A 20,301-nucleotide genomic window follows, 5' to 3' on the forward strand; every position below is an offset into this window, starting at 1 on the left:
GCGCACAGCGGGTACAACCCCGTCAGGAGACGGGCTCACCGCCCGTCGCGGAACTGGCAGGTTCACCCCATGGCTACCGACGACACCCCCGACAGACGCGGCGGACCCCTGGTCACGATCTCGGCCACCTACGGCGCGGGAGGCAGCGCGGTGGGCCCCGCCGTCGCCGCCCGGCTCGGCGTGGCCTTCCTCGACCGGGCCGTGCCCAGCGCGGTGGCCGCCCGCATCGGTTGTTCGCTCGACGAGGCGCTCCAACGCGACGACCGCGCCCCCGGCAGGCTCGAACGCCTGCTCTCCAGCGCCGCGCGCCTGCCCACCGTCACCCTCGGCAGCGTGGACACCGCCCTCATCGGCAGCACCGACGAGGAGGGCCGCCTCCTCTACGACCACGAGTTCGTGGAGCAGACCGAACGGGTCCTGGGCGAGGTGGCCCGGCAGGGCGGCGTCGTCCTCGGCCGCGCCGGGGCCGTGGTCCTGCGCGACCGTCCCGGCGCCCTGCACGTGCGCCTGGACGGCGACCCCGACGCACGCCTGCGCCGGGCGCGCGGGCTGTGGGAGTCCGGTGACCACGGCGAGTGGACGGGCACCGGCTCCGACGAGCCGCCCAACCCGCGCCTGCTCGACGACAACGACCGCGCCCGGGCGGCCTACGTGCGGCGCTTCTACCGCGCCGACCCCGCCGATCCCCGCCACTACCACCTGGTCCTGGACGCGGTGTCGCTGTCGCTGGAGGCCTGCGTGGACCTCGTCGTGCGCGCCGCCCGCGACCGCGCGGCAGACCCCTCCGAGGGCGCCTGAACCGCCGCGCGTGGTCCGCCGCGACACCCGTGGGCTTGCGTAATTTATGCGATTTTTTACCAGCGCGGTAATTGTCACCTTGTGCTGACGGTTGGGGCTTGACTCAGGTAAGGTAAGGCGACTCGGTCACGGGTCAGCCCCCGCCCGGAACCGGGGTCCGAGTGGCGGTGCGCGAGCACCGTACCCACAGGACACACGGCACCCCCCATCCCGCGCACGCGCGCAGGCGGCGCCGTGCACCGGCGAGCGCCCCGGCGGGGCGCCCCGGACGCACCACACCAGCCAGAGCCAAGGAGCAACACGTGGCCACCCTTCCCAGCGTTTCCTACTCCATCACCGTCCGCCTCGAACTGGACGCTGGGGGCAGTGCGGTCGGCAGTCTCACCAACGCCGTCGAGCAGGTGGGCGGCATGATCACCGCGCTGGACGTGGCCGCCGCCGGACACGAGCGCATCCGCATCGACGTCACCTGCGCCGCCCGCGACACCGAGCACGCCCAGGCCATCGTCGACGCCCTGGGCGCCGTCGAGGGCGTGGTCGTGCACAAGGTCAGCGACCGCACCTTCCTCATGCACCTGGGCGGCAAGATCGAGATGAAGTCCAAGGTGCCGCTGCGCAACCGCGACGAGCTCTCCATGGCCTACACCCCCGGCGTCGCCCGCGTCTCCCAGGCCATCGCCGCCAACAAGGACGACGCCCGGCGCCTGACCATCAAGCGCAACAGCGTCGCCGTGGTCACCGACGGCTCCGCGGTCCTGGGCCTGGGCAACATCGGCCCCGAGGCCGCCATGCCCGTCATGGAGGGCAAAGCCGCCCTGTTCAAACGCTTCGCCGACATCGACGCCTGGCCCATCGCCCTGGACACCCAGGACGTGGACGAGATCGTGCGCACCGTGCAGGTGCTGGCCCCCGGGTTCGGCGGCATCAACCTGGAGGACATCTCCGCCCCCCGCTGCTTCGAGGTCGAGGCCCGCCTGCGCGAGCTGCTCGACATCCCCGTCTTCCACGACGACCAGCACGGCACCGCCATCGTCGTGCTCGCCGCCCTGCGCAACGCTCTGCGCGTGGTGGGCAAGAAGCTCGGCGAGGTCCGCATCGCCATGTCCGGCGCGGGCGCGGCCGGAACCGCGATCCTCAAGCTCCTCATGCACGCCGGGGCGCGCGACGTCATCGTCAGCGACGTGCACGGCGCCGTGCACGCCGGGCGCGAGGACCTCGACCCCAACCTGCGGTGGATCGCGGAGCACACCAACCCCGAGGGCTACAGCGGTGACCTGCGCGGAGCCGTGGCCGGGGCGGACGTCTTCATCGGCGTCTCGGCCCCCAACCTCCTCAACGGCGAGGACATCGCCGAGATGAACGAGGACGCCATCATCTTCGCGCTGGCCAACCCCGACCCCGAGGTCGACCCGGACGTGGCCCACCTGCACGCCTCCGTGGTGGCCACCGGCCGCAGCGACTACCCCAACCAGATCAACAACGTGCTGGTCTTCCCCGGATTCTTCCGCGGCCTGCTGGACGCCCAGAGCCACGACGTCACCTCGGACATGATGGTCGCCGCGGCGGAGGCCCTGGCCGACGTCGTCACCGAGGACGAGCTGGGCCCCAACTACATCATCCCCAGCGTGTTCCACTCCGACCTGTCCACGCACGTGGCCACGGCCGTGCGCGAGGTCGCCCAGCGCGGCCAGGCGGCCGCACAGGCATAACGGCCCGGAAACACCGGCGGTCCGCCCGTCGTTCCGGGGTAGGTGGGAGGGCATGGACCAGCCGATGACCGGGCGCCTCCTGGTGGCCGCCCCCATGCTCCAGGAGGACTCCTTCCGCCGCTCGGTGGTGTTCGTCGTGGACGACGCCGCCGACGGCACCCTGGGGGTGATCCTCAACCGGCCCCTGGGTATGGCCGTGGACGAGGTCGTCACCGACTGGGGCGCCTACGCCAGCGAACCGGCGGTGATGTTCTCCGGCGGGCCCGTGGGCCTGGGCTCCGGCATCGCACTGGGGGTGGCCGGGCCCGGTGAGCCTCCTCCCGGCTGGTCCCCGCTGGAGGGCCTGGACCCGCACCTGGGCCTGGACGGGATCGGCGTGGTCGACCTCGACGGCCCCGCCGAGGTGCTCGGCGGGGCGCTCGGCGCGTTCCGCCTCTTCGCGGGTTACGCGGGGTGGAGCGCGGGCCAGCTGGCCGGGGAGATCGAGGAGGGGGCCTGGTACGTCGTCGACGCGGTCGCCGACGACGTCTTCACCACCGCGCCCGAGGGGCTGTGGTCGCGGGTGCTGCGCCGCCAGGGCGGGGAGATGGCGCTCCTGTCCACCTTCCCCGACGACCCCGCCATGAACTGAGCAGCCGGGCGGGGCGCGGCACCCTATACCGTGGAACGCAGACGTCGAAAGGTGTGAGGCACGATGGCGATGGACATCCTCAACAAGGTCCTCCCGGACAGCGAGACCAAACCGGACATCTCCCACGACGGCGGGGACCGGGAGCGGTTCGCCCACTACGTGCAGAAGGACAAGATCACCGCGAGCGCCGTGACCGGCGACCCCGTGATCGCCCTGTGCGGCAAGGTGTGGGTGCCCAACCGCGACCCCAAGAAGTTCCCCGTGTGCCCCGAGTGCAAGAAGGTCTACGAGGAGATGATGAAGTAGCCCTCCCGCCCGGACGGCCGACGACTTCCGGGGAAGCGGCCCCGTGTCCGGCGCGGACCCCGCCGTGCCCGGGCACCGCGCGCGGCGGGCACGGCGAAGGCCTTGACACACGGCGTGTGCCAAGGCCCTCGTGTCACCCGGGGGCCGACCGGCCCCGTGGCGGGGCCCCGGGGACCCCGCCCCGCGCGGGCGCGCGGGAACCGGTCAGGCGGTCCTAGACCGCGGACTCCTCGTCCCCGTCGGGAGCCGGACCGCGCCTGCGGGCCGCGTACACCGCCGCGCCGCCCGCGCCGACGGCCACCGCGGCCGCGGTCAGCAGACCGGCCAGGGCGACACCGGTGTTGGGCAGGCCCGGAGTGCCGCCGCCGTCACCGTCCCCGGGGCCGGGCGTGGGGCCGCCGTCTCCGTCACCGCCCCCGCCCGGAACCTGGACCTCCTCGTCCACGCTCACGGTCAGCGAGACCGGGTCCAGCTGCTCCCCGGCGGCGTAGAAGTCCGCGAACGCGGGCACGCCCTCGGCGGTCAGGGTCGCGGGGATCGGCTCCCAGCTCAGGACGCCCTCCTCCAGCGTGTAGTCCACCCCGGTCAGGTCCAGGTCGGCCAGCGCCACGTCCTCGTACGTGACCGGCTCCTGCCCGCTCAGCGGCTTGCTGGTCACGTCGGCGTACAGCACGCCCGCCGCGCCGTCGATCGTCACGCGCGGGTCGCTGACCGTCATGCTCAGCAGCGGGTCGGCGCCGTCGTGGACGTGGCCCTCGAAGAGCACGGCGCCCTCGAACGCGATGTCGGCGGTGGACGCGGTCAGGTCCACCTCACCGCTGCCGTCGGTGAACGCGAAGGTCCCGTCCTCGTTCTCGCTGGCGCCGTCGCTCGGGGTGATCTCGCCCCGGGCGATGTCGCCGGTGATGTAGTCGCGGAAGGACTTCTTGACGCCCCAGTCCGCGCGGCCGTTGTGGACGGTGAGCGGACCCTCGGCGGGGTCGGTCGGCTCGTCGGTCGGGTCGGTCGGGTCCGTGGGCTCCTCGCTGGGCTCCTCCACGGCGGCGAAGGAGACCGGCGTCCACACGTCCTGGTCGCGGTTGGCGATGTCGGTGTGGTCGTTGAACACCGCCACGTAGCACTGCGTCAGCGCGCAGTCGTGGACGGTGCCGTCCGTCTCGTAGGAGCCGGCCACCCGGAGTTCGGCGCTGAAGGAGCCGTCCTCGCCGGGGGCGTCGGCCCCGCGCAGCCACACCGCGCCGGTGTGGTGGGCGGGGTGGGAGTCGGCGGACCGCGGGGCGGCGGTCAGGGCCGCGTAGACGCCCTGGCCGGGGCGGAAGCCCGTGCCCTCGACGGTGACGGTGTCGCCCGCGGGGTCCAGGCCACTGGCCGGGGTCACCGTGACGCTCGGGTCGTGCACCGGCTCACCGGGGCCGCCCGGGTCGGTGACGTCGTCGATCCCGGCGGTGAAGGAGAACGGGTCCATCGGGGCGCCCGCGGCGTAGAAGCCCGCGAACGGCTCCACCGCGTCGGGGTGCAGCGCGCCCGCCGTGGAGGTGAAGGTGATCTCTTCGCCCTCCACGGCCACCTCGGCGCCCGTCAGCTCGGTGACCGCGACCTCGCCGTACTCGACGAGGTCGCCCGGGGGCAGGTTGGGGTTGGCCCCGCCGAACTCGCGGCTGGTGACGTCGGCGAAGACCGTGGCGGTGTCGCCCTCGAACACCACGCGGGGGTCGGAGACGCGCACCTCCAGAACCGGGCCCTGGCCGTAGTCGTGGCCGCTGAAGACGACCGTCCCGGAGAAGCTCACGTCACCGGAGGCGTCCTCCTTGGAGACCGTGCCCCCGGCGGTGGGGAAGCCGACGGTGCCGTCGGCGAGGAGGGTCGCCCCGGCGGAGGCCTCGTAGCCGCCGTGCGCGATCGGGCTGCCCACGTAGTTGCGGAAGGACTCCTTCACGCCCCAGGACGCGGAGCCTCCGGTGAGGGGAAGCACCTCGTCGGCGGAGGCGGCCGGGGCGGCGGCCACGGCGAACGTGCCGCCCAGGGCGGCCGCGCCCGCGTAGGCGGTGAGGAGGCGCAGCGCCCGGCGGAGTCCGCCCGGTGCCGTGCTCCCTCGGGTCGGGGTGGTGGTCATCGTCGGTCCAATCCGTGAGGGGGATGGTGGTGGTCGGTCCCCGGCCACTGCCGGGACCCGTGGTGCGGCGGACCCCTGCGGAGCGGGCGCGGTGGGGGTGCGCCTGGGGCGAGGGGGGTGGGTGGGGCGCCGCGGCGGCGTGCCGAACGGGGGTTCGGCACGGGCGCCGCGGGCTCCCTCCGTGCCCGCCGGGGGACGGGCGGGCACGGTGGTCGGGGGAAGGGCCTCGGAGGAGCCCTTCCAGGGGCCTCCAGGAGGCTCCCTTCGGGAGGCGGCTTCCCGGACGGGCTTTCCCCGGCGGGGTCCTCCCTGGAAGGGCCGCCGTGGGCGGGGCCGGGAGGGGCTTGCCGAGGCGGCCTTCAGAGCGGCTCCCACGGGAGCCCCGGACGGAGGAGTCCGTCGGTACCCCGGCTTCAGGCCGTCTCCGTGGGGGCTCCCCGGGCCCGGCGGCGGGTGGCGACCAGTGCCGCCGCGCCGGTCAGGACGGCGACCGAGGCGGCCAGGACCAGGGCGTACAGCGCGCTGCCGGTGCGGGGCAGGGGGCCGGAGCCGCTGCCTGAGCCCCCGCCGGTTCCGGCGTCACCGGTACCGCTCGAACCACTGCCGGATCCGCTGCCCGAACCGCCGCCGGATCCGCTGCCTCCCGGGTCCCCGGAGTCTCCTGAACCACCGGAGCCCCCTTCGTTCCCGGAGCCGCCGCCGAAGGAGACGGGGACGAACACGTCCTGGCCGCGGTCGCTGGAGCGGGTGTGGTCGTTGCGCGTGACCACCGCGCACTCGGTTCCGCGGGCGGTGCAGTCAGTGTTCTCGTCGCTGGCCCGGACCCTCAGTTCGACGCTGAACCCGCCGTCGGTACCGCCGCCGGTGTAGGGGACGGCCAACCCTTCCCCGTAGGGCGGCGGGTTGCTGGAGACCCAGACCGAGGCGCCGCTCGACCCCTCCATGTCCACTCCGCCGACGCAGGGGCTGGGCGCCCGGTCGGGACCGGCGCCGCTGGTGTCGCACAGGGCCACGTAGATCCCCTTGGCGGTGTCGTATCCGGAGCCGGTGACCGTCACGGTCTCGCCCTCGGGGTCGAGTCCGCTGGTCTTGGAGACGCTCAGGGCCGGGTCGCCCGGCTCACGGGGCACGGGGGCCGCGGGCACGGCGGACTGCGGCCGGCTCTGCGGGCTCGTCCCGGGCTCGGTCCGCGGGGCGGGGGCCGAGAAGGCCAGCGGGATCCGGCCCACGACCGCGTCGGGGGCCGGTGCCGAGGGCAGGGCCGCCGGGGCGCTCCTGCCGGGGCCGGCGAGGACCTCCGGAGCCCGCCGGGCGGTGTCCCCGCCCCGGGCGCCGGTGGCCGCCCCCGCCGGGTCCGCGTCGGCCGCGTCGGTCGTCTCCGCGGCGGCGCGGTCCTCCTCGAAGGGCTCCGCGCCCGCGTCGGTCTCCGGGGCCGGGGGAGCGCCCTCGGCGGGGTCCTCGCCGTCCGGCCCGGTGCCGACCTCCACCAGGCGCACCTCGAAGGGGGCGTCTGAGTCGTCCAGGCCGGCGTCGGCGGCGAACTCGGTGCCGGTGTCCAGGCTGAGGCTGAAGGTGCCGCGCTCGTCGACCTCGGCGGTCACCGCGTTCGCGGTGTCGGCGACCGGTTCGCCCCCGCCGTCCTCCGCGTCCGGGACGGCCCAGGTGGCGGCCTCCAGCAGGGAACCGGGCTCGTGTCCGATCCCGGAGACGGTGACGGTGTCGCCCCCGGGGTCCAGGTGCCGGGTCCGGTCCACGGTGGTGACGCGCGGACGAGCGGGATCCTGACCGGGGTTCTGGCCGGGGGAGGGGACGGGCTGGGCGAGTGCCGCCGCCGGGGCGGACAGCACCAGCGCGGCGGTGAGGACCAGGGGCGGGACGAGCCCGCGGCGCCGCCCGTTCCTCGGGCGGAGGGAAAGCGCTGCTTGCATCGGGGGCCTTCGCGTTCGTGCGGGTTCGGTCGGGGTCCGCCACCCGCGTGAGGAGAACTTCGGTGAGGTTATGCTTACCTTTGCGAAGTGAGCCTTACCTAACCTGAAGTCCGAGCCGGAACAGTTGAACACCGAACCATCGGGCTTGTCAAGATGATGACGAGGTGTCATAAAAAGCGTCGTCGCATCCCGCTCTCCCGGCGACAGCGCCCGTGCCCCGGCACACGGAACCCCGAAAGCGACCGCCATGCCCCACACCGTCCCCCGGCCCCTTCCGCGCGAACGCTCCCGACCCGCCGACTCCCGCCCCACCGGCCCCCGGCCCGCCGCACTCCGGGGCCGCCCCGCCGCTCCCCGCGCCCTCGCCGCCGCCTGCGCGCTCGTGCTCGCCCTGACCGGGTGCACCGGCGGCGCCTCCGGAGGCGGGGACCCCGCGGACTCCGGCGACGCGCCCGGCATCCCCGACCTCGCCGAGAACCGCCTCCAGGTCCTGGAGGAGCCCGCGGTGCCCGAGCTGCCCGTGACCGTCGACTCGGTGGTCCTGGACCCCTACCGCACCGGCTCCGACCCCCTGGAGTACGAGCAGGTCGAGGTCACCGACGCCAGCCGCGTCCTCCCGCTCACCGGCAGCCTCGCCGAGATCGTCTTCACCCTGGGCCTGGGCGACAACGTCGTCGGCCGCGACGTCGGCGCCACCTTCGAGGAGGCCGCCCACCTGCCCACGGTCAGCGAGGCGCACGAGGTCTCCGCCGAGAGCGTGCTGTCCCTGGAACCCACGGTCGTCCTCGCCGACACCCAGACCGGGCCGCCCGAGGCCATCGAGCAGATCCAGAGCTCCGGCGTCCCCGTCGTCATCGTGGAGGAGGCCTGGTCCATCGACGACATGTACCCGCGCTTCGAGCGCGTGGCCGAGGCCCTCGGCGTCCCGGCTAGCGGCACGGCCCTGGCCGAACGCACGCGAGGGCAGATGGCCGAGGTCCGGGCCGACTCCACCGCGGTCAGCGGCGACCCCCTCGTCGCCTTCCTCTACCTGCGCGGCACCGCCGGGGTCTACCTCATGGGCGGACCCGGCTCGGGCGCCGACGCCGTGCTGGCCGAGATCGGCGCCCGCGACGCCGGGGTCGAGATGGGCCTGACCACACCCTTCACCCCCATCACCACAGAGGCCCTCATCGCCGCCCAGCCCGACGTGCTCCTGGTGATGACCAAGGGACTGGAGTCGGTCGGCGGGATCGAGGGGCTCGTCCAGATCCCCGGTGTCGCCCAGACCCCGGCCGGTGCCGCGCGCGCCGTCCTCGACTTCGAGGACGGCGTCCTGCTCAACTTCGGCCCCCGCACCCCGCAGGTCGTCGCGGCCCTCGCCGACGAACTCGCCGCCGTCAGCGCGGGGGAGGGGGAACGGTGACCGCTCCCGGCAGGCCCGCGGACGGCGCCGCGGGCGACGACGCCCGGGGCCTCCCCGAAGGGTCCATTCGGGCGGCCAGCGGCACGCCCTCCCCCGGGCAGGGCGGAACCAGCACCCGCGAACCCGGTCCTCCCGCAGTCCCGTCAGGCACGTCATTCACTCCGGCCACCCCGAAGGCCCCTTCCGAAGCAGCCGCTCCCACAACCGCACCGGCCGCCTCGAAAGCCGCGACCGCACCAGCCGCCCCGCGGGACCGGCGCGCCCTGCGCCGCCTGCGCGCCGCGCTCCTGCTCGCCTCGCTCACCGGCGGCCTCGTCGCGGTCGCGGTCGTCGCAGCCGGGGCCGGGGCCTACCCCATCCCGCCCGGTCAGGTCGCCGCCTCGCTCCTGCACGCCCTCGGTCTGGAGGCGGGCACCCCGCCCGACCGGATCGGCCACACCGTCCTGTGGGACGTGCGCCTGCCCCGCGTCGTCCTGGCCGTCATGGTCGGCGCCGCCCTGGGCGCGGCGGGCGCCATGATGCAGGGCGTCTTCGGCAACCCCCTGGCCGAACCCGGCGTCATCGGCGTCTCCTCCGGCGCGGCCGTCGGCGCCATCGCCGTCATCTTCACCGGCCTGACCGTCCTCGGCCACTGGACGATCATCGCCTCCTCCTTCGTGTTCGGCCTGGCCACCACCCTGTTCGTGTACGTGTTCGCGCGCTCGCGCGGGCGCACCGAGGTCGTCACCCTGCTGCTCACCGGCATCGCCGTCAACGCGATCGCCGGCGCGGCCATCGGCCTGATGACCAATTTCTCCCAGGACGCCGAGATCCAGACCATCACCTTCTGGCAGCTCGGCAGCGTCTCCACCGCCACTTGGGCCAAGGTCGCCGCCATCGCCCCGTGCCTGCTGCTCGGGCTGTCGGTCATCCCCTTCCACGCGCGCCGCCTGGACCTGCTCGCCCTCGGGGAGGGGCCCGCCCGCCACCTGGGCGTGGACGTGGAGCGCACCCGCCTGGTCCTCATCTGCGCCATGGCCCTGCTGACCTCGGCCGCCGTCGCCTTCGCCGGGATCGTCTCCTTCGTGGGCCTGGTCGTCCCGCACATCATCCGCATGGTCACCGGCCCCGGGCACCGGGTCCTGCTGCCCGCCAGCGCCCTGGGCGGCGGCCTGCTCCTGCTCGCCGCCGACCTGCTCGCCCGCACCGTCGCGGCCCCCGCCGAGATCCCCCTGGGCGTGGTCACCGCGGCCCTGGGCGGGCCGTTCTTCTTCTACCTGCTGTACCGCACCCGTGCCCGGCAAGGAGGCTGGTCGTGAACGCCCTCGTCCGACTGCGGCGGCGGGTCGCCACCGCGGCCTCCCCGCTGTACCGGCCGCCCGCGCGCCCCGCCCCGGTCCCACCCGGCGAGGAGATACTCCGGGCCGAGGGCGTCACCGTCCGCCGGGGCGGCCGCGCCCTGCTCGACGGGGTCGGACTCACCGTGCGCGCCGGGGAGCTGCTGGCCCTGGTCGGGCCCAACGGGGCGGGCAAGTCCACGCTGCTCGCCGCCCTGTCCGGGGACGTCACCGGGGCGCCCGGCCGGGGGGAGGCCGACAGCGGGACCGTCCGCCTCCACGGCCGCCCGCTCGCCGACTGGACGCCCCCCGAGCTGGCGCTGCGCCGCGCGGTCCTGCCCCAGGAGGCGGCGGTCAGTTTTCCGTTCCCCGTCGCCGACATCGTGTCCATGGGCCGCGCCCCCTGGGCGGGGCTGGCCGCCGCGGCCGAGGACGAGGCCCTCACCGCCGCCGCGATGGAGGGCACGGGCGTGGCCGACCTGGCCGAACGGCGCTTCCCGACCCTGTCGGGGGGTGAGCGCGCGCGGGTGATGCTCGCCCGCGTCCTGGCCCAGGACACCCAGCTGCTCCTGCTGGACGAGCCGACCGCCGCCCTGGACATCCGGCACCAGGAACTCGTACTGGATCTGGCTTCCCAACTCGCGGAGCGCGGCGGTGCGGTTATCGTGGTCCTGCACGATTTGGGGCTTGCGGCAGCCTACGCCCATCGTGTGGCGATACTCTCCCGAGGACGGGTCGCCGCGCAGGGCTCCCCCGCCGACGTGTTCACCGCGTCGCTGCTCAGCTCCGTCTACCAGCACGAGGTCGAAGTCCTACCGCACCCGCGTACCGGAGTCCCGCTGGTCGTCCCCCTCAGGTAGGGGACGGGTGCACACGGAAGCGTCCACAGGAGTAGGTCGTATTGGTGTCCACAACTGAACGGCAGTTCCACGAGGGTCCCCGGCCCGGACGCGGGGAGGGGCGTGGACGTCGGGCCTCCGGCGGCCGACGGCGCCGCCGCCCCAAGCCCAGGGCCACCCCCGGCGACGTCGTGCGCGGCATCGTCCGGTTCTTCGGCGAGATCATGCTGACCGCCGGTCTGCTCATGCTCTTCTACGCCGGATACGAGGTGTACGGCTCCCAGTGGGAGACCGACCGCGAACAGCAGGACCTGGCCCAGGGGCTGGAGGAGGCCTGGTCCGCCGAACAGGCGGCCGCGGAGGCCGGTCCGGACTCCGAGCCCCTGCCGGGCAGCGCCGACAGCCGCCTGTACGTGCCGAGCCTGGACCTGGACTGGGTGGTGGTCAACGGCACCACGCAGGAGGACATCCGCTACAGCCCCGGCCACTACACCGAGTACCCCAGCTCTCCCGGCGGCGAGGGCAACTACGCCGTGGCCGCCCACCGCACCCCCGGCCTGTTCTGGGACCTGGACCTGCTCCAGAACGGCGACGTCATGGTGCTGGAGGACGGGGAGAACTTCTACACCTACGAGGTCTTCCGCGACGAGACGGTCCTGCCCACCGACGTGTGGGTGATCGAGCCGGACCCGTTCGACGAGGCCACCGACGAGGAGCCGGGCAGGTCCCTGCTCACCCTCACCACGTGCGCGCCCAAGCTGAACAACACGCACCGCCTCATCGTCTGGGCGGAGCTGGTGGAGACCACGCCCAAGTCCGAGGGGATGCCCGACTCGATCGCGCACATGGCTCCCCAGGCCAGCGAGTAAGGAACGCGAATGTACGGTCTGATCTGGCGTGTCCTGCCCGGTCCGTGGATCGCCAAGCTCATCATGGCGCTCGGGCTGGTGGCGGGCGCCGCCCTGCTGCTGTGGTTCTTCGCCTTCCCGGCGATCTCGCCGCACATGCCCTTCAACGACGGCGCCGTCGACGTGGGGGGAGTCCAGACCGGGGGCGGCGCGGAGCCCGGGGCCGGTTCCGGCGGGGAGGCGGGGACGGACGGGGCCTCCGGGTAATCCGTGACGATCGTGGACGACGAGGCGACCGGCGGGGACCGGCGGCCTTCCGGGCGGCCGGGACACGCCGTGTGCGCGGCGCCACTGGCCTGCCTCCCGGAACGGTCCACGGTGCCCGCTAACCTCATGGGGGTGAGTAACGGGGGACGATTCGCAGCATGACGGTGACGCAGACCACGACGGAGGACCGGCTCAGAGGCCTCCGCGCATGGCAGCGGGAGGCGTTCGAGGAGTACTTCCGCCGGGAACCGCGGGACTTCCTCGCCGTGGCCACCCCCGGTGCGGGCAAGACCACCTTCGCCCTCACCCTGGCCAGCGAACTCCTCCAACGGCACACGGTGCGCGCCATCACCATCGTGTGCCCCACCGACCACCTCAAGAAGCAGTGGGCCGAGGCGGCCGCCCGGTTCGGCATCGCCATCGACCCCGAGTTCCGCAACGGCCAGGGCGCCCTGGGCCGCCAGTACGTCGGCGTGGCCGTCACCTACGCCCAGGTCGCCGCCCACCCGATGCTGCACCGCAACCGGACCGAGGCGCGCAAGACCCTCGTCATCTTCGACGAGGTCCACCACGCCGGGGACGCCCTGTCCTGGGGCGACGCGGCCCGCGAGGCCTTCGACCCGGCCGGGCGCCGCCTCTCCCTGACCGGGACCCCCTTCCGGTCCGACATCAACCCCATCCCCTTCGTCGACTACGTCCAGGACAGCGCCGGGGTGCGCCGCTGCTCCTGGGACTACAGCTACGGGTACGGGCCCGCCCTGGCCGACGGGGTCGTGCGCCCCGTCATCTTCATGGCCTACTCCGGCGAGATGCGCTGGCGCACGCGCGCGGGCGACGAGCTCGCCGCCAGGCTGGGCGAACCCCTCACCCAGGACGCGCTCTCCCAGGCGTGGCGGGCCGCGCTGGACCCCAAGGGCGACTGGATCAAGCGCGTGCTCCAGGCCGCCGACCGCCGCCTGACCGAGGTCCGCAAGACCCACCCCGACGCGGGGGCCCTGGTCATCGCCAGCGACCACGAGAACGCCCGCGCCTACTCGCGCATCCTGCGCCAGATCACCGGCAAGGGCGCCACGGTCATCCTGTCCGACGACCCCGGGGCCTCCAAGAAGATCTCCCGCTTCGCCGCGGGCGACGACCGCTGGATGGTCGCGGTGCGCATGGTCTCCGAGGGAGTGGACGTGCCCCGGCTGATGGTGGGCGTGTACGCCACCTCCACCAGCACCGCGCTGTTCTTCGCCCAGGCCATCGGCCGCTTCGTGCGCGTGCGCCAGCGCGGCGAGGTCGCCTCGGTCTTCCTGCCCTCCGTGCCCACCCTGCTGGAGTACGCGGGCGAGATGGAGCGCGAGCGCGACCACGTGCTCGACCGGACCCCGGGGGAGGGCGACGGGTACCCGGAGGAGGACCTGCTCCGGGAGGCCAACAAGAAGCGGGACACCCCCGACGCCGGGGAGGAACTGCCCTTCGAGACCATGGAGTCGGCGGCGGAGTTCGACCGCGCCCTCTACGACGGGGCCGAGTACGGCGGTGTGCCGGGCTCCACGGAGGAGGAGGACTTCCTGGGTCTGCCCGGTCTGCTCGACCCGCAGCAGGTCTCCCAGCTCCTGCGCAAGCGCAAGGCCGACCTCAAGGCGAGCGAGGTCAAGGCCCGCAAGGTGGAGGAGCCCGCCGAGGAGGACGGGCCCACCCACCAGGTCCTGGCCGACCTGCGCCGCGAACTGAGCGGTCTCGTGGGCGCCTGGCACCACCGCACCGGCAAGCCGCACGGGGTGATCCACAACGAGTTGCGCCGCGCCTGCGGCGGGCCGCCCGTCGCACAGGCCACCCCGACGCAGATCCGCGAGCGGATCGCCAAGATCCGCGTCTGGGCCGTCGGCGGGCGATAGGCCACCCGAAACGGGCAAACACTTCGCAAGCTCGCGCATGTCCCATAAGCCCCTCGTGTCCGCTTCATTACCTTGTGTGAGATGAGTGGACACAGCCCTCGCGGCGGCTCAGCCGCGCTCTGCACCGGACTGCTGATGTGCGGGTTCGCCCTGGCCGGGATGGTCACGGTCACGGCTCCCGGCACCGTGGCGACCGACTCCCCGCGCGCCCAGCTGGCGCCGGGGGAGTCCGAGGCTCTGGAGCCCTGCCTGCCCGGCGCCGCCAGGGTCACCGACCCCGAAGCGGCCGATCGGCCTCCCGGCGGCAGCGAGGTGACGCCGCGTCAGGCGGCCCTGTACGAACAGCAGCTCCAGGAGGCACTCGTGCCCCTGCGAGGACAGGACCTCCAGCCGCCCCACACCGTCCCGGTCGTGGTGCACGTCATCTCCGCCGAGGACGGCCGCGGCGAGGTCAGCGACGAACGCGTCCAGCGGCAGATCGACGTTCTCAACGCCGCCTACGGCGGCGACACCGCGGCGGACCCGGCCCGGGCCGCCGAGGCGGCCCGCCGGGCCGGGGGCACGAGCGACGCCGAACCCATCGACACCGGTTTCCGCTTCGAGCTCAGCGAGGTCACCCGCACCACCAACGACGAGTGGTTCACCAGCTTCGCCGAGCACCGCGACACCGTCCACGCCAGACTGCGCCAAGGTGACGCGGCGACCCTCAACATCTACACCTCGAACCTGGGCACCGGCCTGCTCGGCTACTCCTCCTTCCCCCAGGATTACGAGGACGCGCCCGAACAGGACGGCGTGGTGATCTCCCACGACACCCTGCCCGGCGGCGACCGCGACCGGTTCAACCTCGGCCACACCGGCACCCACGAGGTGGGCCACTGGCTCGGGCTCTTCCACACCTTCCAGAACGGCTGCTCCTCGCCCGGCGACTACGTGGACGACACCGCCTACGAGCGCGAGGCCGCCTCCGGCTGCCCCGAGGGCCGCGACACCTGCCCCGAGCAGGAGGGCGAGGACCCCGTCACCAACTTCATGAACTACAGCGACGACGCCTGCATGAGCCACTTCACCAAGGGCCAGGCCGAGCGCATGGTCGAGCACTGGGCGGCCTTCCGCGCCTGACGGCCGCGGCTCCGCGGCGCGGGACCGGGGCGTGGCCGGGACCGTGCGCGGGCCCGGCCGCCGCTAGGCTTGGTCCCATGGCAGCGAACACGTACCTGACCGGGATCAAGCCCACCGGCGACTTCCACCTGGGCAACTACATCGGCGCGATCAAGCCCGCCCTGAGCGCGGCCACGGCCTACGACACCTACTACTTCATCGCCGACTACCACGCGCTCAACACCATCAAGGACGCCGACGAGCTCCGCCACAGCATCCGGTCAGGCGCTGCCACCTGGCTCGCGTGCGGGCTCGACCCCGAGCGGACGATCGTCTACCAGCAGTCCCGGGTGCCCGAGACCTTCGAGCTCACCACCATCCTGAGCGCCCTGACCCCCAAGGGCCTCATGAACCGCGCGCACGCCTACAAGGCCGCCCGCGACCGCAACAACGAGGCCGGGATCACCGACCTGGACGCCGGGATCAACATGGGGCTGTACAACTACCCCATCCTCATGGCGGCCGACATCCTCGTCATGGAGGGCACCCACGTCCCCGTGGGCCGCGACCAGTCCCAGCACATCGAGTACACCGCCGACATCGCCGGGTACTTCAACCACCGCTTCGGCGGGTCCTACAGCTTCCCCGTCCCCAAGGGCGTCATCGACGACAGCGACGCGAGCATCCTGCCCGGCGTCGACGGCCGCAAGATGAGCAAGTCCTACGACAACCACATCCCGCTCTTCCTGCCGGAGAACAAGCTCAAGAAGGCCGTGCGCCGCATCCCGACCGACTCCACGCCGGTCGAGGACCCCAAGGACCCCGACAGCTCGGTGCCCTTCCAGCTGCTCACGCACTTCGCCGACGCCCAGAAGGTCTCCGAGGTGCGCAAGCGCCTGGAGGCGGGCGGCATGGGCTGGGGCGACCTCAAGAACGAGCTGTTCGAGGCGATCAACGCCGAGCTGGGCCCCAAACGGGAGCGCTACGAGGAGCTGATGGCCCACCCGGCGCGGATCGACGCCATCTTGGCGGCCGGGTCCGAGCGCGCCCGCGAGCGCGCCCGCGCCACCCTGGAGCGCGTGCGCGCCGCCGTCGGCGTCGTCTGACACGCGGGGGCGGCGGGTCAGCGCGCTGACCCGCCGCCCCCGGCCCCCGCGGGAGACCTCAGCCGACCAGCGGCTCGCCCTCCAGCTCCACGCCCGCCTCGCGCAGCCGCTCCAGCGCCGCGTCCACGGTCGGGCGCGACACCCCGGCGGTCATCCCGAGCAGCACCCGCGTGCGCAGGCCCTCGGCCACCGCGTCCAGGGCGGTCGCCTTCACGCAGTGGTCCATGGCGATGCCCACCACGTCCACCTCGTCCACGCCGCGCTCGCGCAGCCACGAACCCAGCGTCACCCCGCCCTCCCCGGTCACGCCCTCGAAACCGCTGTAGGCAGCCGTGTAGTGCCCCTTGTCGAAGACCTCCTCGGCCAGCGAGGCGTCGAAGCCGGGATGGAACTCCACCCCCGGCGTGCCCGCCTCGCAGTGGCGCGGCCAGCTGTCCACGAAGTCGGGCTCCTCCGAGAAGTGCTCCCCCGGGTCGATGTGGAAGTCGCGCGTGGCCACCACGTGGTCGTAGTCGCTCGCACGGGCGTACTCGGTGACGGCGGCCGCGGTGCTGGCCCCGCCCGCCACCCCCAGGTTCCCTCCCTCGCAGAAGTCCTTCTGCACGTCCACCACGATGAGCGCCCTCACAGCGGCACCCCTTTCCCTGTCGTCGGATCCGCCCGGGCCCGTGTACCACCGCCGCCCCGACCCGCGCTGACCACCGTGTCCGAGGTCACCCGGGCGGTCGTCCGCCGGTGCGCGGGCCCTCACGCACCATCCTCTAGTGGAACACCGTCGGCAGCGCGGCCTCGCCACGCGACATGCGCAGGGCCTCCTCGGGCAGTTCCGCCACTGCCGCCCGGTGCCGCTCCCGGGCCTCGTGCACGCTCTCGTGGCCCACCACCACGCCGTCGGCGACCAGGGGCCGCAGCAGCGGCCGCGTTCCCACCTGCGAGGACGGCGGGTGGGGGTAGATCTCCTCGGACACGGCCGTCCCCTTGTCGTCCAGCCGCCGCACCGCCCACTTGCGCCCGCCCCGGCTCGGCTTGCCCACCGAGCGCTTGGCCACCGGCTCCAGCGGGGCGTCCTCCTCCAGGCCGCGCGCCCGCGCCACCAGCTTGTACACCAGGGACACCGTCGGCGCGCCCGAGCCGGTCACCAGGGAGGTGCCCACCCCGTAGCCGTCCACCGGCGCCACCGCCAGGGCCTGGATGGAGTGCTCGTCCAGGTCCCCGGTCACCACGATGCGGGTGTCCGTCGCGCCCAGGGAGTCCAGCTGCGCCCGCACGCGCCCGGCGTGGGCGGCCAGGTCGCCCGAGTCGATCCGCACCGCGCCCAGTCCGGGCCCGGCCAGCTCCACGGCGGTGCGCACCGCGCGCTCCACGTCGTAGGTGTCCACCAGCAGCGTCGTCCCCTCGCCCAGGGACTCCAACTGCGCCTTGAACGCGTGCCGCTCGCTGTCGTGCAGCAGCGTGAACGCGTGCGCCGCCGTCCCGCCGGTCGGCACACCGTGGGAGCGCCCGGCCTCCAGGTTGGAGGAGGTGGAGAACCCCGCGACGTAGGCGGCTCGGGCCGCGGCGACCGCGGACCGCTCGTGCGTGCGCCGCGAGCCCATCTCGATCAGCGGCCGACCGCCCGCCGCGACCGCCATCCGCGTCGCGGCCGAGGCGATCGCGCTGTCGTGGTTGTACACCGACAGGGCCAGTGTCTCCAGGAGCACGGCCTCGGCGAAGGAGGCCTCCACCACCAGGATCGGCGAGCCGGGGAAGTACGCCTCGCCCTCACCGTAGCCCCACACGTTGCCCGAGAACCGGTAGTCGGCCAGCCATTCCACGGTGCGCTCGTCCACGACCCCGTTGTCGGACAGGAAGTCGAGTTCCTCCGTGCCGAACCGGAACCGCTCCAGCAGTTCCAGGAAGCGGCCCGTTCCGGCCACGACCCCGTACCTGCGTCCCTCCGGCAGCCGCCGGGCGAACATCTCGAACACCGAGTGGCGGGCTGCGGCGCCGCTGTGCAGCGCCCCCTGGAGCATCGTCAGTTCGTAGTGGTCGGTGAGCAGCGCGCTGCTGCTGTCCTCGCTCATGCGCACGAGCCTAATCTGTGCCGGGTGGGACGGAGGAGGTCGCCCCCACCAGCACCGGGCCGCCGCGGCCTCGGCGTTCGCCAACAATACCCATTTGGTTGGTAGGGAACCGGATGTAGGTACCCTGGGGAGCATGCTGAGGATTGATCGCGCGATCTACGACAGGATCGTCGCACACGCCCGCCGCGACCACCCGGACGAGGCGTGCGGCGTCGTGGCCGGACCCGAGGGCTCCGACAGCCCCGAACGCCTCGTCGAGATGGTCAACGCCGAACGGTCGCCGACCTTCTACCGGTTCGACTCCCTCGAACAGCTCAAGGTCTGGCGGGAGATGGACGACCGCGACGAGGAACCCGTCGTGATCTACCACTCCCACACCGCGACCGAGGCCTACCCCTCGCGCACCGACGTCTCCTACGCGTCCGAGCCGGGCGCCCACTACGTGCTCGTGTCCACACGCGAGCCCGACACCGTCGAGTTCCGCTCCTACCGGATCGTCGACGGCCAGGTCACCGAGGAACCGGTGGAGGTCACCGGGCCCGGCGACGGCGCCGCGACCGCCCCGTAGGTTCCACACCACACCGGGCGGCGCCCAGGAATGGGCACCGCGCGCCCCCTGTTGGCAATGAACGCACACCAACGACCGCTAACGGAGAAACCCTCATGGCCATCGAGGTCCGCATCCCGACCATCCTGCGCAACCTGACCGGCGACGCCAAGGTCGTCGAGGGGTCCGGCGACACCCTCGGCGAGCTGTTCGCCGACCTGGACAGCCGACACCCCGGCATCGCCGAGCGCCTGGTGGACGATGGCAAGCTGCGCCGCTTCATCAACGTCTACCTCAACGACGAGGACGTGCGCTTCGTCGGCGGTCTGGAGGCCAAGCTCTCCGACGGCGACAACGTGACGATCCTGCCGGCCGTGGCCGGCGGAAGCCGCTAGGCCGCACATGCGCTACGACTCCCTGCTCGACTCCCTCGGCGGCACGCCGCTCGTCGGCCTGCCCCGGCTCTCGCCCTCGCCGCAGGTCCGGCTCTGGGCGAAACTGGAGGACCGCAACCCCACCGGCTCGATCAAGGACCGCGCCGCGTTCTTCATGATCGAACAGGCCGAGAAGGACGGGCTGCTCTCCCCGGGGTGCACCATCCTGGAGCCGACGTCGGGGAACACCGGCATCTCGCTGGCCATGGTCGCCAAGCTGCGCGGCTACCGCATGGTCTGCGTCATGCCGGAGAACACCTCCGCAGAGCGCAAGCAGCTGCTGGCCATGTGGGGCGCCGAGGTCCACTTCTCCGACGCCGCGGGCGGCTCCAACGAGGCCGTCCGCGTCGCCAAGGAGATGTCCGCGGCCCACCCCGACTGGGTGATGCTGTACCAGTACGGCAACCCGGCCAACGCCCGGGCCCACTACGAGACCACCGGGCCCGAGATCCTCGCCGACCTGCCGGGGATCACCCACTTCGTGGCGGGGCTGGGCACCACCGGCACCCTCATGGGCGTGGGCCGCTACCTGCGCGAACACCGGCCCGGCGTGCAGATCGTGGCGGCCGAGCCCCGCTACGGCGAGCTGGTGTACGGGCTGCGCAACCTCGACGAGGGGTTCGTGCCCGAGCTCTACGACGAGTCGGTGCTCACCACCCGCTTCTCCGTGCCCTCCGAGGCCGCTCTCAGGCGGACCCGGGAACTCCTGGACAAGGAGGGCATCTTCGCGGGCGTCTCCACCGGCGGCGCCCTGCACGCCGCGCTGGGCATGGCCCGCAAGGCCGAGAAGGCGGGGGAGAGCGCCGACATCGCGTTCGTCATCGCCGACGCCGGGTGGAAGTACCTGTCCACCGGCGCCTACGAGGGCACGCTGGAGGAGGCCGAGGAGCGCCTCGACGGCCAGCTCTGGGCCTAGGCTCCAGGGTCTGCACGGACCCGCCCGGCACCCGCCGCGACCCCTCCGGAAGCGGCGGCCCGGGCACGGCGGAGGCCGGCACCTTCGGGTG

At 73.3% G+C, this 20,301-nt stretch carries 19 protein-coding genes; 15 read left to right on the forward strand and 4 right to left on the reverse strand.

Translation table 11 applies throughout. The annotated features are described in order from the left end of the window. The first annotated feature begins 69 nt into the window (after positions 1 to 69). From EV372_RS16035 to EV372_RS16050, 4 genes are all read left to right on the forward strand, one after another. Positions 70 to 798 (forward strand): cytidylate kinase-like family protein, encoded by a 729-nt coding sequence (locus tag EV372_RS16035; protein ID WP_130396627.1) that lies wholly within the window; start codon positions 70 to 72, stop codon positions 796 to 798. 302 nt (positions 799 to 1,100) lie between these two features. Beyond that, the gene (locus EV372_RS16040) at positions 1,101 to 2,507 is read left to right on the forward strand and encodes an NAD-dependent malic enzyme (protein ID WP_130396628.1); all 1,407 of its coding nucleotides are present in this window, start codon (positions 1,101 to 1,103) and stop codon (positions 2,505 to 2,507) included. A 52-nt stretch (positions 2,508 to 2,559) separates the two neighbouring features. Continuing rightward, on the forward strand, positions 2,560 to 3,138 hold the full coding sequence (locus tag EV372_RS16045) for a YqgE/AlgH family protein (RefSeq protein WP_130396629.1): 579 nt from the start codon (positions 2,560 to 2,562) through the stop codon (positions 3,136 to 3,138). Between the two features lie 63 nt (positions 3,139 to 3,201). Then, complete coding sequence (locus EV372_RS16050; RefSeq protein ID WP_019611444.1) at positions 3,202 to 3,444, forward strand: DUF3039 domain-containing protein; 243 nt, start codon at positions 3,202 to 3,204, stop codon at positions 3,442 to 3,444. 214 nt (positions 3,445 to 3,658) lie between these two features. Here the strand turns inward: EV372_RS16050 and EV372_RS16055 are convergent, their stop codons facing one another. Then, positions 3,659 to 5,557 carry an HtaA domain-containing protein gene (locus tag EV372_RS16055; protein ID WP_130396630.1) on the reverse strand — a complete coding sequence of 633 codons (1,899 nt, stop codon included), beginning with the start codon at positions 5,555 to 5,557 and terminating at the stop codon, positions 3,659 to 3,661. Positions 5,558 to 5,970: 413 nt separating this feature from the next. Then, positions 5,971 to 7,485, reverse strand: coding sequence for an LPXTG cell wall anchor domain-containing protein (locus EV372_RS16060; protein WP_130396631.1), 1,515 nt, complete (start codon positions 7,483 to 7,485; stop codon positions 5,971 to 5,973). A gap of 247 nt (positions 7,486 to 7,732) precedes the next feature. On the opposite strand from EV372_RS16060, the gene EV372_RS16065 reads away from it, so the two are divergent. The 8 genes from EV372_RS16065 (at position 7,733) to EV372_RS16100 (ending at position 16,250) form a co-directional block, all read left to right on the forward strand. Beyond that, positions 7,733 to 8,890, forward strand: a complete 1,158-nt coding sequence (locus EV372_RS16065) for an ABC transporter substrate-binding protein (protein WP_130396632.1) — start codon at positions 7,733 to 7,735, stop codon at positions 8,888 to 8,890. After that, on the forward strand, positions 8,887 to 10,188 hold the full coding sequence (locus EV372_RS16070) for an iron ABC transporter permease (protein WP_130396633.1): 1,302 nt from the start codon (positions 8,887 to 8,889) through the stop codon (positions 10,186 to 10,188). Before EV372_RS16065 ends, EV372_RS16070 begins: the two co-directional genes overlap by 4 nt. Next, on the forward strand, positions 10,185 to 11,066 hold the full coding sequence (locus EV372_RS16075) for a heme ABC transporter ATP-binding protein (protein WP_130396634.1): 882 nt from the start codon (positions 10,185 to 10,187) through the stop codon (positions 11,064 to 11,066). Before EV372_RS16070 ends, EV372_RS16075 begins: the two co-directional genes overlap by 4 nt. A gap of 41 nt (positions 11,067 to 11,107) precedes the next feature. Next, on the forward strand, positions 11,108 to 11,914 hold the full coding sequence (locus tag EV372_RS16080) for a class E sortase (protein WP_130396635.1): 807 nt from the start codon (positions 11,108 to 11,110) through the stop codon (positions 11,912 to 11,914). A gap of 9 nt (positions 11,915 to 11,923) precedes the next feature. Beyond that, entirely contained in the window at positions 11,924 to 12,160 is a 237-nt protein-coding gene (locus EV372_RS16085) for a hypothetical protein (RefSeq protein ID WP_130396636.1), read from the forward strand. Positions 12,161 to 12,318: 158 nt separating this feature from the next. Then, positions 12,319 to 14,043 carry a DEAD/DEAH box helicase gene (locus EV372_RS16090; protein ID WP_130396637.1) on the forward strand — a complete coding sequence of 575 codons (1,725 nt, stop codon included), beginning with the start codon at positions 12,319 to 12,321 and terminating at the stop codon, positions 14,041 to 14,043. Positions 14,044 to 14,178: 135 nt separating this feature from the next. Then, positions 14,179 to 15,165: a zinc metalloprotease gene (locus EV372_RS16095; protein WP_130398949.1), complete on the forward strand. Its 987-nt coding sequence runs from the start codon at positions 14,179 to 14,181 to the stop codon at positions 15,163 to 15,165. A 77-nt stretch (positions 15,166 to 15,242) separates the two neighbouring features. Next, a complete protein-coding gene (locus EV372_RS16100) occupies positions 15,243 to 16,250 on the forward strand; it encodes a tryptophan--tRNA ligase (RefSeq protein ID WP_130396638.1) in 1,008 nt (335 codons plus the stop codon). A 58-nt stretch (positions 16,251 to 16,308) separates the two neighbouring features. On the opposite strand, the gene EV372_RS16105 is transcribed toward EV372_RS16100, so the two are convergent. Both EV372_RS16105 and EV372_RS16110 read right to left on the reverse strand, forming a co-directional pair. Continuing rightward, on the reverse strand, positions 16,309 to 16,878 hold the full coding sequence (locus tag EV372_RS16105; RefSeq protein ID WP_130396639.1) for a nicotinamidase: 570 nt from the start codon (positions 16,876 to 16,878) through the stop codon (positions 16,309 to 16,311). 133 nt (positions 16,879 to 17,011) lie between these two features. Then, the gene (locus EV372_RS16110) at positions 17,012 to 18,313 is read right to left on the reverse strand and encodes a nicotinate phosphoribosyltransferase (protein ID WP_094801113.1); all 1,302 of its coding nucleotides are present in this window, start codon (positions 18,311 to 18,313) and stop codon (positions 17,012 to 17,014) included. Positions 18,314 to 18,446: 133 nt separating this feature from the next. Between EV372_RS16110 and EV372_RS16115 the strand changes: the two genes are divergently transcribed. The 3 genes from EV372_RS16115 to EV372_RS16125 all read left to right on the forward strand — a co-directional run bounded on the left by EV372_RS16115 (position 18,447) and on the right by EV372_RS16125 (position 20,210). Continuing rightward, on the forward strand, positions 18,447 to 18,881 hold the full coding sequence (locus tag EV372_RS16115) for a M67 family metallopeptidase (protein ID WP_017567443.1): 435 nt from the start codon (positions 18,447 to 18,449) through the stop codon (positions 18,879 to 18,881). 95 nt (positions 18,882 to 18,976) lie between these two features. Then, complete coding sequence (locus EV372_RS16120) at positions 18,977 to 19,255, forward strand: MoaD/ThiS family protein (RefSeq protein WP_130396640.1); 279 nt, start codon at positions 18,977 to 18,979, stop codon at positions 19,253 to 19,255. A gap of 7 nt (positions 19,256 to 19,262) precedes the next feature. Further along, positions 19,263 to 20,210: a PLP-dependent cysteine synthase family protein gene (locus tag EV372_RS16125; RefSeq protein WP_130396641.1), complete on the forward strand. Its 948-nt coding sequence runs from the start codon at positions 19,263 to 19,265 to the stop codon at positions 20,208 to 20,210. Positions 20,211 to 20,301 lie beyond the last annotated feature (91 nt).

The organism is Nocardiopsis sp. CNZ308 (assembly GCF_004217075.1).